The sequence below is a fragment of the Fictibacillus sp. 26RED30 genome, from assembly GCF_015903845.1.
GTDB lineage: Bacteria > Bacillota > Bacilli > Bacillales > Fictibacillaceae > Fictibacillus > Fictibacillus phosphorivorans.
The window spans coordinates 678,880-693,581 of record NZ_JACZDV010000001.1 but is presented as its reverse complement, the minus strand read 5'-3'; the positions used below and the strand labels follow the sequence as shown (position 1 = coordinate 693,581).

Genomic DNA, 14,702 nt, shown 5'->3' with positions numbered 1-14,702 from the left:
TCCTAGTTATCGGTCCTGAAATTCAGGCTTTCTTTTTTCAATAAATGCCGAGATTCCTTCTTGTCCGTCAAAACTTTTAAAAGCTTTCCCAAACAGTTCTCTTTCTTTCTCTGCACCTTTTTCATAGAGTCCATGTCTCGCATAATGCAACAACTCTAAAGTGTACTTAATGGAAACAGCACTCTTCATAGAAAATTCTTCAGCCATTTTGTAAGCCTTTTCAAAAAGCTCTTCTGTTGGATAAGAACTGTTTGCTAAACCAAATGTGACAGCATCTTTTCCAGAGATCGGCTTACTTGAAAGAAGCATCTCGCAAGCTTTAGGTACACCTACAAGCTGTGGCAGTCTTTGAGTTCCAGCAAATCCCGGAACTAGTCCTAGTGTGAGCTCAGGAAGACCAAGTTTCGCATCTTCAGCCACAAGCCTTACGTGGCAGCTCATCGCAAGTTCTAGCCCACCACCAAGCGCAGCTCCATGAATCGCTGCGATTACTGGTTTTGAAAATTGTTCGATCCGGCTAAAAACATCCTGCCCTTTTTTCCCAAGCTCTGCAAAACCTTTTTCATCAGGAACTTCTGTAAACTCTTTGATATCTGCTCCAGCGGAAAAGAAGCGTCCTTCTCCTAAAATAACAACTGCTTTAACAGAGTCATCATTTTCGATCTGATCTAAAGCTTTATCGATTTCTTCAATAACTCCTGTTGATAATGCATTAGCTGGCGCACGATTAAGTTTGATCGTTGCCACTTTATTTTGTTTTTCAATTTGTAAGAATTCCAACTTTGCATTCCCTCCTTTTTTGAATATCAATCATCTGGATGTACAGAGCGAACGGAAAGACCGTTTACAAGCATCTGATGAACCGGGCCAGCAAGAGCAGGAAGATCATATCGATGATCGTTCATTACCCAGTTTGTTGCTGTTTCGTCAATTGTTCCAAAGATCATCTGACGAGCCAATCTGTAATCCATGTTTTTTACAAAAACGCCTTCCTGCATACCATCCTTCAAGATCGAGTCGATTAAATCTAAGTACCTCTTTAATACTTCTCCGATCTTCGCACGAAGTTGCCTGTTTGTCTGCCTTAGTTCTAGCTGTGTTACGATTGATAGTTCAAAGTCAGCAGTCAATTGCTTAAAATGCATCTCAACAAGAATTCTAAGCTTCTCAATCGCTGAATCATTACTTTTCAGCTCGTTTTCTGTTTTTTCGATAAAGGTCCCCATCTTCTCATTAAAAACAGAAACAAGCAGATCTTCTTTATTTTTAAAATATAGATAGATGGTGCCGTCAGCGACACCTGCTTCTTTCGCTATCTTTGAAACTTGGGATTGATGATAGCCGTGTTCTGCGATCACATTTACAGCTGCATCAATGATTTTTTCGTATTTTGGACCTTTACGCTTCATTTCTATCGCCTCTTTTTGTATAACACAATCATCTTTTCAAAAATGAATGATTGTTCATTCATAATTGTAAAACAAATCTTTCTTTTCTGTCAATTTCATTATGTCATTTTTTATATACATTTTACAAGTCTAACTTAAATCTTACGTATTTCATTCCTTGTTTGGTGACACTTTTGCATAGAAAAAGCCGCCAGATGGCAGCTTTCACGAACTTTGCTTTGCTTTTTCACGTTCTTCTTCCAAAAGAACTCTTCTTAAGATCTTACCAACCATCGTCTTTGGCAGCTCTTGTCTAAACTCATAGAGCCTAGGCACTTTAAAGGATGCAAGATGTTCTCGGCAGAATTTATTTAACTCTTCTTCCGTACATTCTGCTCCTTCCTTTAACACAACAAAAGCTTTAACTGTTTCTCCTCTGTATGCATCAGGCACACCGACTACTACAGCTTCTTTTACTTTTTCGTGTTCATATAAAACTTCTTCTACTTCACGAGGATAAATATTAAATCCTCCTGCGATGATCAAGTCTTTTTTCCGATCCACGATATAAAAGTAACCTTTTTCATCCATATAACCCATATCTCCAGTAATCAACCAATCTTCTCTGAATACAGATGCGGTTTCTTCAGGTTGGTTCCAATACCCTTTCATTACTTGAGGTCCTCTTACAGCTAACTCTCCGATCTCACCCGGCTCCGCCCATTCGCCTGTTTCAGCTGAGATGATTGCTGCTTCTGTGTTCGGCCAAGGCAATCCTATACTCCCTCTTACCTGATCGCCATAAATGAGGTTCGCATGTGTAACGGGTGAAGCCTCCGTAAGTCCATACCCTTCAACTAATGAACCTGAGATGACTGCCTGGAATTTTTGTTGCACTTCAAGCGGAAGAGCAGCCGATCCGCTTATACATGCTTGTATGGAGGAAAGATCGTATTTTTTCAGATCTGGATGGTTCAGAAGTGCGATGTACATAGTCGGAGCGCCAGGAAAGAGTGTTGGTCGTTCCTTATGAATCGTCTTCAAAACTTGCACTGGATCAAACCTCGGCAGAATGATCATCTCTGCTCTCGTTATGATGCCAAGATTCATAACACAGGTCATCCCGTAAACATGGAAGAAAGGCAGAGCGCCGAGTATCTTTTCTTTACCTTCCCTATTTTTATACATCCATGTATTGCACTGCAACGCATTCGTGACTAAATTTTTGTGAGTCAGCATCACACCTTTTGCTGGCCCTGTAGTACCTCCAGTATATTGCAGCAGTGCAAGATCCTCATCAGGATCAACCTCTACTTGTGGCTTTACTGGTTGAGAGCGTTTCTGGAGATCTCGAAACGAATGAACTTCATGATTGTAAGTAATATCAACGACTACTGTTGGATTCTGCCTCTTTTGAATAAATGGATAGATCAAATTTTTAGGGAAAGGCAGATAATCCTTCACAGATGTCATGATAATGTGTTCAATGTTCGTATCCCCACGAACGGCTGAAATCCTTCCAAACAAAAGATCTAATCCTACAATGACTTTTGCCCCGCTGTCCGATAATTGATGGCGCAACTCCCTCTCTGTGTAAAGAGGATTCGTCTGCACAACAATTCCCCCTATAAAAAGGGTGCCATAATAGGCGATGACTGCCTGCGGGCAGTTAGGCAGCATGATGGCAACACGATCACCTTTTTTTACACCAAGCGTTGTTAGAGCATGCGCAAAGCGTAAACTGCATTCATGAAGCTCGCCGAATGTTAATGTCTTTCCTAAAAAGTGTACAGCAGTTTTATCTGTTTTTTCTTCTGCTGCTGATTCTAAATACGCGAATAAAGGTTTGCTGTCGTAATCAAGATGTCCCGGAATCTCACTAGGGTAACTGTTGAGCCACCGTCTTTCCACTTGCATCTCCTCCTTTAATTCACGCCTTCCTTCAAAATTTCTATATCTTTATTCCTATTATATTGAAAACGTATACAATTTTATATACTTTTTTAAAAATTATAAATAATTCAATAATACGGTTCTAAAAATAGTTTTTGAGCATAAGGAAACTTAAAAGCTGTTTATTCAGATTCAATGATGTTCTTGGTAGTAGTTGATTTCCGCTCCAGGTTGCACGCTTTCCGCGGGGCAATCGGTGAGCCCCTTGCCGCTTTGCGCCTTTAAGGGTCTCACCTGCCCGCTCGTCCCGCAGGAGTCGGCAACCTTGCGCTGCAATCAACTAGCATAGAAGAAAAATAGAAATAACAAAAACAACATTCATTTTTAAGTAATACTAAGTAAAACAATCATTAAAGATTACTAACAATTACAGAACAGTCTTAAGGAAAACAAAAAACCAGCTCTCCGAATCGAGAACTGGTTTTGAGACTTACGCAAAGAAGAATAAGTAGATAAGTCCTGCCGCAATGAATACTCCGCTTAACACAAACAACACTTTAAATAACGTTTCCATATCTTTTCCCTTCAGCTATTCGATTCCTTCACCGATTACAAATGATAAACCAATTGAGATGATCATTGATATGAAACCAACTGCTCGGTTATCGTTCTCAATCTCTTTATCGATCTGAAACTTTGGGGTTAAGAATTCAAAAATAAAATAACCGATCAAGAGCAGAATGAACCCATAGGCACTCCACGTTATCATCATAAGTATGGAATCATTTTGAGCGATCGAGTAACGAAAGATGTTCGCGATACCGAAAATCTTGCCCCCTGTTGCCATAGCAACGGAAAAGTTTCCTTTCTTGATCTCGACCCAGTTTTTATAACGCGTAACCAGTTCAAACACAGCCAAAAAAACGACTAAACATAGCACGACAACGCTATAGTTTGCTGCTGTTCTAATAAAAGCGTTACTCATAAAATCCATTCAACAATACCCCTTTGTAAACGGCTTGGTTTGATTCACTATACTATTTCAATACAGCGACTGTTACTCCGCCTCCACCTTCACCAGCTGCACCCATACGAGTGGATTTAACATTTCGATGCGTTTTCAACAGCTCTTGAACACCTTTTCTAAGTGCACCTGTCCCTTTACCATGTATGATATATACTTGGTTAAAACCAGCTAGAAGTGCTTCATCCAGATATCGATCCACCTCTAGCATCGCATCTTCATACCTTTTTCCTCTTAGGTCAAGTTCAGGACGAGAAGAATCAGAGTTTCCTGATACTTTTACGAATGAACGCGGTTCAGGTTTCGGTTTACTTTGTTTTACCCACTCTAAATCTTTTTCAGATACATTCATCTTTAGAATTCCAATCTGAACTTGGTATTCGTTGTTGCTTACTTTTTCAACAATATGTCCTTTTTGACCTACTGTAAGTACTCTTACCTCGTCACCTGGAACATACTCTTCCTTTGTAGATACTGCTTTTTGCTTCTTGTTTTTTGCTTTTGATTTCGGGACAGCTTCTTCTAATCTCTTTTTTGCTTCGATCAGTTTATGTTCTTTAATCTGTCCTCCAGATTTTTGAAGTTCACGAATCTCATGGATGATCTCTTCTGCCGTTTCACGTGCTTTTTCAATTGCTTGTTCCGCTTCCTGCTTCGCTTTTTCATACAATCGATCTTTTTCATTCTGAAACAGTTCGAGTTCTCTTTCTAGATCACCCTTAATAGACTCTGCTTCTTTTCTTTTGTTCTCTGCTTCTTCCATCTCTTTTTCTGCGTTTTTACGATTATCTTCTAGAGACTTTATCATATTATCAATCTTGTTCTCATCTTCACTGATCTGAGAACGAGCTGAATCAATGATATCTTGACGAAGCCCAAGTCTTTTAGAGATCTCAAACGCGTTGCTTCGGCCTGGCACTCCTACTAATAATCGATATGTAGGTCTTAACGTCTGCACATCAAATTCTACAGATGCGTTCATAACACCAGGTCGGTTGTATGCATATGCTTTTAACTCACTATAATGGGTTGTAGCTACGACACGTGCTCCCCGCGCAAAAACGAAGTCTAGAATCGAAATAGCAAGGGCAGCCCCTTCTTGAGGATCAGTTCCTGCTCCTAGTTCATCAAAGAGAACGAGTGATTCGAAATCGATCTTGTTTAAGATGTCTACGATGTTAACCATATGTGAAGAGAATGTACTCAATGATTGTTCAATAGACTGTTCATCACCAATGTCAGCATAGATATTCTTAAAGACAGCCATTTCTGATTCTTCTCCAGCAGGTATCTGCAGGCCACATTGCGCCATAAGAGTAAGCAGTCCGATCGTTTTTAGGGTAACTGTTTTACCACCTGTATTCGGACCTGTTATAACGAGTGATTGATACTCACCACCTAACATCACACTTGTTGGAACAACCGTTTCTTGATCGAGCAGAGGATGCCTGCCGCTATTCAGTGATATAAATCCATTGTCATTCATAATCGGACGCGTACATTTTAGCTCATTGGCAAACCTAGCTTTTGCTAGAATAAAATCCATCTCTGCTAAAATATCTACGTTCAACAGAATATCATCAGCATGTTCTGCTACTCCAGCAGTTAGTTCTCTTAAAATCTTCTCGATTTCACGAGCCTCTTTCGCTTTTGCTTCTTTCACTTGATTGTTAACTGTCATAACAGATTGAGGTTCAATGAACAAAGTTGCTCCACTCGCTGATTGATCATGGACCATTCCGCCAAAATTACCTCTGTACTCTTGTTTAACAGGAATAACGAATCGGTCGTTACGAATCGTGATGATGGAGTCAGACAACATTTTTTGATAACTGGATGATCTAACGATTGATTCCAGTTTTTCTCTTACGCGTGTTTCATACGTACGCAACTGCTGACGAATTGCACGAAGTTCAGGGCTAGCGCTATCCATCATATGTCCGTTGTCATCGATACAGCTTTTAATTTCTTGTTCTAGCTCATGAAGAGGAATGATGTTTTCCGCTGCATTCTTAAGAATACGCAGTTCAATTCCATCCTCAACCAAGCCCTCGATAAACCGCTTAAAGCGTCTACCACCATAAAGAGTTGAAGCGATGTCCATCAAATCTTCTTCGTTTAGGAGACTGCCAATCTTTGATCGCTTAACATTTGATGAAACATCAAAGATCCCGCCGAATGGAACTTGTCCTTTTAATCGAAGAACTTTTACCCCTTCATCTGTAGCATCTTGAGCTTCGTTTACTTCTTCAAGAGCTGTAAACGGCATTAGAGAATCTATTTTATTTAGTCCAAGTGAGCAGCTTGCATGCTTTTTTAGACGGTCTATCACTTTTCTTAATTCTAAAACACGTAGCATTTTTTCTTGCATATACTCTTCCCCCTGATCATAGGATCTAGAGCTATCTACGGTTTAAATAGGTTTCGAGTTCTTTTAAAGTCATTGTGTTTAACACATTGCTTTTTTGAATGTAACCATTTCGGGCAACCGCTGCTCCAATCTCCATATGTTTCATCGTGTCTTTATAATGTGCATCTGTATTAATCGCTATCTTAACCCCAAGATCCTGAGCTTTCCTTAACCAGTGTGGAGCAAGATCAAGACGATTCGGATTCGCATTCAACTCAACAGCGGTACCTGTTTCATAAGCAAGCTGCAGCAGTGTTTCAACATCCACGTCATAACCTTCTCTGCGTCCGATCAGACGTCCTGTTGGGTGGGCGATCAAATCAACTTTCTTATGTGTTAACGCCGTCTTTAAACGATCCATGATTTTGCTTTGATCTTGAGAGAACGCAGAATGGATGCTTGCAATGACAAAATCCATTTCTTCTAACAATTCATCATCATAATCAAGTGTACCATCTGGGAGAATATCCATCTCGATTCCAGCGAGTATCTTAAAATCTGTATACTTTTTATTTAACTTATTAATCTCTTGCCGTTGCATACGTACTCTCTCTGGAGTTAGACCGTTCGCTACTCTTAAATATTGAGAATGATCCGTAATCGCCATATATTCATAGCCTTTACTTCGTGCTTCTTCAGCCATTTCTTCGATCGAGAACGCCCCATCGCTCCAAGTAGAATGCAGATGAAGATCGCCTTTTATATCAGATAACTGAATAAGGTCATGACCATCCTTAAATAGCTCTATTTCTTCACCAGTCTCTCTCGCTTCAGGCGGAATCCAACTTAACGAGAAATGAGCATAGAAATCCTGTTCCGTTTCAAACGTAAGAATTTCACCTGTCTCTACATTTTCTACACCATATTCACTGATCTTTTCGCCTCTTGCTTTTGCGAGCTGACGCATTTTAACGTTATGCTCCATCGAGCCTGTAAAATGATGCAGTGTAGTAGCAAACTGAGAGGGTTGGACAATACGAAAGTCTACGGATACAGAAAGCTTCTCATCTAGTACGAGAGAGACCTTCGTATCCCCGCTCGCAATCACATCAATGACTCCATCAAGTTTCAATAATTGCTCTTTTACTTCATTCGGATGTTCACTTGAAATAATAAAATCCAAGTCTTTAATCGTTTCACGGTATCGTCTTAGACTTCCTGCTCTAGAGTATTTCTCAATACTTTTCATTCTTTTTAACTGAGATTCTATTTTCTCTGCGATTGGCAGCATATAGGCAATAGGAAGCCTCTCTGGTCTTTTCCCAAGATCTTTTAAGGATGCTAAGATTTTCTCTTCCGTTTTAGCCCCGAACCCTGCCAATTCTCTTACTTTACCATTTTCACATGCTTCTTTTAGAGATTCAATATTCGTTACACCTAACTCGGAATAAAGTTTAGCGATTTTCTTACCTCCGAGATTTGGAACTTGCAGCAGTGTAATCAATTCAGACGGAACTTTTTCCTGTAGTTCACTTAAAAGATCCGACTCACCCTTATCAATCATTTCAATAATTACAGCAGCTGTACCTTTGCCGATTCCTTTTAGTTTTGAGACATCCCCGATCTCTTCCATCGTTCGCTCATCACTCTCAAGAGCGTTCGCTGCTTTACGATATGCGGAAACTTTAAACGAGTTCTCTCCTAAGATCTCAAGGTACAAAGCAATCTGTTCAAGTGCACGTACTACCTCTTTTTTATTTACCATAATGAGCTCACCTCTATTTCATTGTCATGCTAGTATGATAATGGCTTTAATAATTTGTGTTATTATCCCTATAGCACTCTTGCTTCATCGACCAAAGTTGATTGTAGCGTAAGGTTGCTGACTCCTGCGGGACAGGCGGGCAGTCTGAAAAGTGTAAATGGCTTGTTCAGCCCCGACAAGCAAAAGGTGAATGGATGGATTTGAAGGCGTACTCTGCCTTCTGAGCCATTTAACTTTTGACCTCGAGGGGCTAGCCATTGCAACTAGACAGGTGAGACACTTATACGGGAAGCGTACGAATGTGGCTCACCGCCTGCCCCGCGGAAAGCATGCAACCTGAAGCGGAAAACAACCACTTTCAAGAACAACTGAGTATAAACAACAAAGAAAAAAACTTCTCCGCTTTGGGAGAAGTTATGCCATATGTTTCATCCACATTTCCTTTACGGACTCAGAAAATACGGGGGTGTTTTTGACCATTCCCTGTGCGATCCATGAATTTTCATAATGAGCTTGAAATGCCTCAATTGGAACTAATGTTGCGATATACAATAAAATAAACACGATCAAATAGACTTCTACAAAACCTAATAAACCACCGAGCCATCTGTTGAACGTGTGAAGAATCGGTAAGTTTGCAAGAAAATCGAGCATAGACCCTAAGATCTGTAGGATAATCTTGGTTGCGAAGAACAGAATCGCAAAGGCTATTGCATTATAATAAGCTTGTTCAAGTGATATGCTGTTCATTAAAAAGGAAACAGAACTATCATTTGAAGAAGGGTATGGAATCCACAACTCTAGCTTTGGCGCAAGTTCATCATAATACAGATAAGCAACGATATACGCTGCTATGAATCCGATCAAATGAACAAGCTGCATGATGAAGCCTCTTTTTAAACCGATTAAAAATCCACCTGCTAATACGATAATTAAAATTAAATCCAACATACTAACTTTCCTCTTTTCCAATTCGCTGTTGCAATTTTTTCAGCTCTTCTTTAATCTTTAAATATTCGTTCATTGTATTTACTGCTGTAAGTACAGCTAGTTGTTTCGTGTCGAGAAACCGGTTATGAGATTGAATCTCTCTCATTTTCAAGTCTACTTTATCAGCTACTAAATGAATGTGGCTGGAGGATTCGGTCCCTGCAATTACATATCGTTGTCCATAGATTTCGACCGTCGTACGGTTTTTCTTTTTCTCTTCCGCCACAAAATAACCTCCTTAACATACAAAGGATCATTCATTTAATGAATACTCTAATCTTTATCTTATCAAATATCGTTCATAGTTGAAAATATTTCTGTTCTATTGTAGCGTTTTTTTGATATATTTGGAAATCTCTTCATTTTTAGGAGGATCACTATTATGTCTCACGTTGTTAAAAAAATGACAAATGCAGAAATACTTAAGATGAAAAAAGAACTCACTTCCGTTCTATCAGCTAAAACGCCACCTGGAGCTGTTTTTTCTGCAAAACTCTCAGATTGCACCGTTACAGCTTACCAATCAGGCAAAGTCCTGTTCCAAGGAAAGGGAGCAGAAGCTGCTTCTCAAAAATATTCCGGTGAAGTTGCTATTCCAAAAGAGAAAACCAAAACAGTTAAACCGCCTCATCAGTATGCCCCACCACAGAACGCTGCAGAATTGTCGATGATCGGAAGTGACGAAGTTGGAACAGGAGATTATTTTGGTCCGATGACTGTTGCTGCGGCTTATGTTTCTCGGGAAAATCTAGAACTTGTAAAAGAACTCGGGGTGAAAGATTCTAAGCACTTAAATGACAAACAGATCATTCAGATTGCAAAGGAACTTATTCATACCGTTCCATACTCACTTCTCGTACTGAATAATGAAAAGTATAACGAACTTCAGCAAAAAGGTATGACCCAAGGTAAGATTAAGGCTATCCTTCATAACCGAGCTCTGCAAAATGTAAAAGCAAAAATAGAAGGTGAAGAGATCGAAGGTATATTAGTCGATCAGTTTTGTGAACCTGGTGTTTACTTTAACTACTTAACAAGAGAGAAGAATCTCTTAAAAGAAGGTCTTTATTTTGCCACAAAAGGCGAATCGATTCATCTTTCTGTTGCTGCTGCTTCAATCTTGGCCAGATATAGCTTTTTAAAGGAAATGGATAAGTTAGGGCACCGATTTAATACCGTTATTCCAAAAGGGGCAGGTCCTCACGTGGATGTGAAAGCGGCTGAGCTGGTAGAAAAATATGGAGAGACTGTTTTTGATACGGCAACAAAGAAGCATTTTGCAAATACTCAAAAAGCGCTAAATTTATTACGCAAAAAGAAGATTTAAGGAGCGGAGAGGATGAATTCATAAGGAATCATCCTCTTTTTCGCAGAACGAGCATCCGCTATTGGTTACTAAAAAGTTATAATCACATAAAAAATGCGGTTCATCACATAAAAAATGCGGTTCATCACATAAAAAATGAAGTCCATCACATAAAAATGATCCCTTTTCACATAAAAGTGTCCAGTTCGCATTGACACCATTTTCAAGAACAGCAAAATATGCAAAAACAGCCTAATAATAAAAACAAAAAAACTGGCCATCTCTCGATGAACCAGCTTCTTCAACAATTATTTTCTTAGTTGAGCGCCGAAGCGTTCTTCTAAGCTCTTTAATACGCGGTTATGCGCCGTTACTACTTCTTCATCTGTTAACGTTCGTTCTGGATCAAAATATTTCAGTGAGAATGCAAGTGATTTCTTGCCTTCTTCCATCTTTTCTCCTTCATATAGATCAAAAAGATTCACTTCTTTTAACAGCTCTCCACCTGCAGCTTGAATCACAGTTGTCAAGTCTCCTGCTGGAAGTTGTTGATCTACAACAAGAGCGATATCTCGTGTAATAGATGGATAACGCGGCAATGTTTGATAAACCATCTGATCTGTTTCTTTGTCTAAAAGACTTGTTGCGTTCAACTCGAACACGTACGTATCTTTTACATCCAACTCTTTTTGAAGAGCTGGGTGAAGTTGACCTACAAACCCTACAGAAATACCATCGAGTTTCACGATCGCCGTTCTTCCTGGATGCATGTTTTCTATTTCTCCAGCTTCATACGTGATTCGTTCAGATAGGTTCAATTCACCCATGAGACCTTCTAGAATTCCTTTTAACACATAAAAATCAACAGTCTTTCTCTCTCCTTGCCATAGATGCTCGTTAAATACACCTGTAACAGCGCCTGAAACGAATACATACTCTTCTGGAAGATCCGTTAATACCTCTTGGCGATTGATGAAGACAGATCCCATCTCATAAATAGCGAGATCTTCCATCGAGCGATTTCTGTTGTATTGAAGCACTTCAAGAAGCTGCGGCAATAAGCTCATTCTTAACGTACTGCGTTCTTCACTCATCGGATGTGCAACAGAGATCGGATATACCTTCTCATCACTAAACGAAAAATGAGTAGACTTTGCCGGAGTAGTCAATGCGTAAGTTACAGCTTGATATAGTCCAGCTCCTTCTAGATACGTTCTAATATTACGGCGTTGTGCCTGATTCTTCGTTAGGCCACCAGGACGCGCTTCAGATAAAAGGTACGTAGTTGGGATGCGATCATATCCATAGATACGTCCTACTTCTTCAATCAAATCCGCTTCGATCGTTATGTCTGGTCTTCGCGAAGGAACGTTTACTTCGAACCGTCCGTCCGACTCTTTATATGCAAAACCTAAACGATTAAAGATCGATGCTGTCTGTTCTGATGTGATCTCTGTTCCTAAAAGATTATTCATTCTAGAAACATCCATCTTCACGCTGTAAGAGTTGACTTCGCGCTTACCTGCTTCAACGATTCCTTCAGCAACTTGACCACCAGCAAGATCTGCCATAAGGCTAGCCGCTCTCATTGCTGCAGCGTATACTCGGTTACGATCGATGCCTTTTTCATATCTCGAACTTGCTTCACTGCGTAAACCAAGGTCTTTAGAAGCTGCTCTTACACGACCTGAAGTGAAATAAGCTGCTTCTAAAAGTACGTTTGTTGTGTCAGATTGAACTTCACTCGTAGCTCCGCCCATAACACCTGCTACTGCAATTGGATCTTTACCATTTGTGATTACTAGATGAGATTCTTTAAGCTTACGATCTTGATCGTCAAGCGTTTGAATGTGTTCACCTTCTGCTGCACGACGGATCACAATCTCTTTTGAACCTAATCGGTTATAGTCAAATGCGTGTAGTGGCTGACCATACTCAAGAAGTACGTAGTTTGTGATATCAACAATGTTATTGATCGGACGAATGCCAGATGCCATCAGTCGATTCTGCATCCAAAGCGGAGAAGGACCAATTTTAACATCACGGATGATCATCGCTCCGTAATATGGATTGTCTTCAAGCGACTCGATATGAACAGAAATAAAATCCTCTGCTTTTTCTTCTGTCGTAGTGATCGAAGTGTTTGGAAGTTTCACTTCTTGTTCTAAAATCGCAGCTACTTCATTCGCTACACCGATCACGTTCAGACAGTCAGCACGGTTTGGTGTAAGTCCAAGTTCTAATACATGGTCATTCAAATTTAAGTATTCTAAAGCATCACTTCCAGGCTCTGCGTCACTTGGCATCACAAAGATTCCTGTTGCATATTCTTTTGGTACTAATTTAGTATCTACACCTAACTCTGTAAGTGAACAAATCATTCCGTGAGATTCTTCACCGCGAAGTTTTGCTTTTTTTATTTTAAAGTTACCTGGAAGAACCGCTCCAGGTACAGCAACAGCTACTTTTTGGCCTTGAGCTACGTTTGGTGCACCGCACACGATCTGTGAGACTTCACCTTGACCTACATCTACTTTACAAACTCTAAGCTTGTCAGCGTTAGGGTGCTGGATGCATTCTTCAACATATCCAACAACTACTCCACTGATTCCTTTATTTAGTGACTCGACCATCTCTACTTCAATACCGCTTTTTGTTATCTTATCTGCGAGTTCAGACGGTGAGATTTCTACGTTTACATATTCTTTTAGCCAGTTATAAGAGATTAGCATGTAATTCCCCTCCTCAAGTTATGCATTTTTGAATTGTTTTAAAAACCGGATATCGTTCGCATAGAAATGACGAATATCATCAATTCCATATTTGAGCATCGCGATACGCTCAGGTCCCATACCAAATGCAAAACCTGTGTATTTCTTTGAATCGAACCCTGCCATCTCAAGCACGTTCGGATGAACCATTCCTGCTCCTAATATCTCAATCCAACCTGTTTGTTTACAGATCGAACAGCCTTTTCCGCTGCACTTAAAGCAAGAGATATCCATTTCGACAGATGGTTCTGTAAAAGGGAAGAAACTTGGACGAAGACGAATTTTACGATCTTCACCAAACATTTTTTTAGCGAACGTTTCAAGCACACCTTTTAAGTCACTTAAACGAACATTTTGGTCAACAACTAGCCCTTCGATCTGCATGAACTGATGAGAGTGTGTAGCATCATCATTATCTCTTCTGTAAACCTTACCAGGAGAAATGATTTTCACAGGGCCTTCTCCTTCATGTTTTTCCATCGTACGTGCTTGAACAGGTGAAGTTTGTGTACGAAGAAGGATATCTTCTGTAATAAAGAAAGAGTCCTGCATATCACGCGCAGGGTGTCCTTTTGGCAAGTTTAACGCTTCAAAATTGTAATAATCGGTTTCTACTTCAGGACCTTCAGCGATTGTAAAGCCCATGCTTAAGAAAAGATCTTCAATCTCCGTAACAACAGCTGTTAAAGGATGTGGATTTCCTTTCTTTACAGGTCTACCTGGTAATGAAACATCAATCGTTTCTTTTGAAAGCTTTTCAGCAATTGCTGCATTTTCAAGCTCTGCCTGTTTTTTATCTAATTCCTGCTGGATGCTGTCACGAACTTCGTTAGCATAAGCACCAACAACAGGTCTTTCTTCAGCAGACAATTTCCCCATCCCTTTTAATACTTCAGTAATGGGTCCTTTCTTTCCTAAATAAGCTACCTTAACAGCTTGCAGATCTTTTAGATCCTGGGCTTCTTTGATCTGGCCGATCGCTTCAACTTTTAGAGCTTCTAAACGGTCTTTCACCGTGCAACCCCTCCTAAAAAAATATAAAAAACTCCTCATCCAATAAGGGACGAGGAGTTCGCGGTACCACCCAATTTAACAATGAAAAATACACTGTTCACTTCATTTTAATAACGGCTCTTCACCGGTCAGCCCTACTTAACAGTTCAGGTGACAACTCAGGAGTGAATTCAATAATACCTACCAAAGAAATGCTCACAG

Annotated in this window: 11 protein-coding genes and 1 other annotated feature (1 of these 12 running past the window's edge); of the genes, 1 reads left to right on the top strand and 10 read right to left on the bottom strand. The window is 39.9% G+C overall.

Features of this window, described 5'->3' with window-relative positions:
• Positions 1–6 precede the first annotated feature (6 nt).
• The 8 genes from IHV11_RS03400 to zapA all read right to left on the bottom strand — a co-directional run bounded on the left by IHV11_RS03400 (position 7) and on the right by zapA (position 9,636).
• A complete protein-coding gene (locus IHV11_RS03400; protein WP_197193690.1) occupies positions 7–780 on the bottom strand; it encodes an enoyl-CoA hydratase in 774 nt (257 codons plus the stop codon).
• 26 nt (positions 781–806) lie between these two features.
• Positions 807–1,409, bottom strand: a complete 603-nt coding sequence (locus IHV11_RS03395; protein ID WP_197131467.1) for a TetR/AcrR family transcriptional regulator — start codon at positions 1,407–1,409, stop codon at positions 807–809.
• 204 nt (positions 1,410–1,613) lie between these two features.
• On the bottom strand, positions 1,614–3,305 hold the full coding sequence (locus tag IHV11_RS03390) for a long-chain-fatty-acid--CoA ligase (RefSeq protein WP_197193689.1): 1,692 nt from the start codon (positions 3,303–3,305) through the stop codon (positions 1,614–1,616).
• Between the two features lie 565 nt (positions 3,306–3,870).
• Positions 3,871–4,275 (bottom strand): DUF350 domain-containing protein, encoded by a 405-nt coding sequence (locus tag IHV11_RS03385; protein ID WP_197189549.1) that lies wholly within the window; start codon positions 4,273–4,275, stop codon positions 3,871–3,873.
• Between the two features lie 43 nt (positions 4,276–4,318).
• The gene (locus tag IHV11_RS03380) at positions 4,319–6,676 is read right to left on the bottom strand and encodes an endonuclease MutS2 (protein ID WP_197193688.1); all 2,358 of its coding nucleotides are present in this window, start codon (positions 6,674–6,676) and stop codon (positions 4,319–4,321) included.
• A 31-nt stretch (positions 6,677–6,707) separates the two neighbouring features.
• Positions 6,708–8,423: a DNA polymerase/3'-5' exonuclease PolX gene (gene polX / locus IHV11_RS03375; RefSeq protein WP_197194907.1), complete on the bottom strand. Its 1,716-nt coding sequence runs from the start codon at positions 8,421–8,423 to the stop codon at positions 6,708–6,710.
• 411 nt (positions 8,424–8,834) lie between these two features.
• Entirely contained in the window at positions 8,835–9,371 is a 537-nt protein-coding gene (locus IHV11_RS03370) for a CvpA family protein (protein ID WP_197189551.1), read from the bottom strand.
• Between the two features lies 1 nt (position 9,372).
• On the bottom strand, positions 9,373–9,636 hold the full coding sequence (gene zapA / locus IHV11_RS03365) for a cell division protein ZapA (RefSeq protein ID WP_144698705.1): 264 nt from the start codon (positions 9,634–9,636) through the stop codon (positions 9,373–9,375).
• Between the two features lie 156 nt (positions 9,637–9,792).
• Here zapA and rnhC point away from each other — a divergent pair, with 156 nt between their 5' ends.
• Positions 9,793–10,737 (top strand): ribonuclease HIII, encoded by a 945-nt coding sequence (gene rnhC / locus IHV11_RS03360; protein WP_197189552.1) that lies wholly within the window; start codon positions 9,793–9,795, stop codon positions 10,735–10,737.
• A 287-nt stretch (positions 10,738–11,024) separates the two neighbouring features.
• Here rnhC and pheT read toward each other — a convergent pair whose 3' ends face one another.
• Positions 11,025–13,448, bottom strand: coding sequence for a phenylalanine--tRNA ligase subunit beta (gene pheT, locus IHV11_RS03355; protein WP_197193687.1), 2,424 nt, complete (start codon positions 13,446–13,448; stop codon positions 11,025–11,027).
• 18 nt (positions 13,449–13,466) lie between these two features.
• Positions 13,467–14,501 (bottom strand): phenylalanine--tRNA ligase subunit alpha, encoded by a 1,035-nt coding sequence (gene pheS / locus IHV11_RS03350; RefSeq protein WP_197131483.1) that lies wholly within the window; start codon positions 14,499–14,501, stop codon positions 13,467–13,469.
• 42 nt (positions 14,502–14,543) lie between these two features.
• Positions 14,544–14,702, bottom strand: a binding site (T-box leader) (it continues 63 nt past the right edge of the window).

Coding starts and splice junctions, on each gene's coding strand:
- IHV11_RS03395 (WP_197131467.1), bottom strand. CDS start 1,409: ATGAAGCGTAAAGGTCCAAAATACGAAAAAATCATTGATGCAGCTGTA.
- IHV11_RS03390 (WP_197193689.1), bottom strand. CDS start 3,305: ATGCAAGTGGAAAGACGGTGGCTCAACAGTTACCCTAGTGAGATTCCG.
- IHV11_RS03385 (WP_197189549.1), bottom strand. CDS start 4,275: ATGGATTTTATGAGTAACGCTTTTATTAGAACAGCAGCAAACTATAGC.
- IHV11_RS03380 (WP_197193688.1), bottom strand. CDS start 6,676: ATGCAAGAAAAAATGCTACGTGTTTTAGAATTAAGAAAAGTGATAGAC.
- IHV11_RS03370 (WP_197189551.1), bottom strand. CDS start 9,371: ATGTTGGATTTAATTTTAATTATCGTATTAGCAGGTGGATTTTTAATC.
- rnhC (WP_197189552.1), top strand. CDS start 9,793: ATGTCTCACGTTGTTAAAAAAATGACAAATGCAGAAATACTTAAGATG.
- pheT (WP_197193687.1), bottom strand. CDS start 13,448: ATGCTAATCTCTTATAACTGGCTAAAAGAATATGTAAACGTAGAAATC.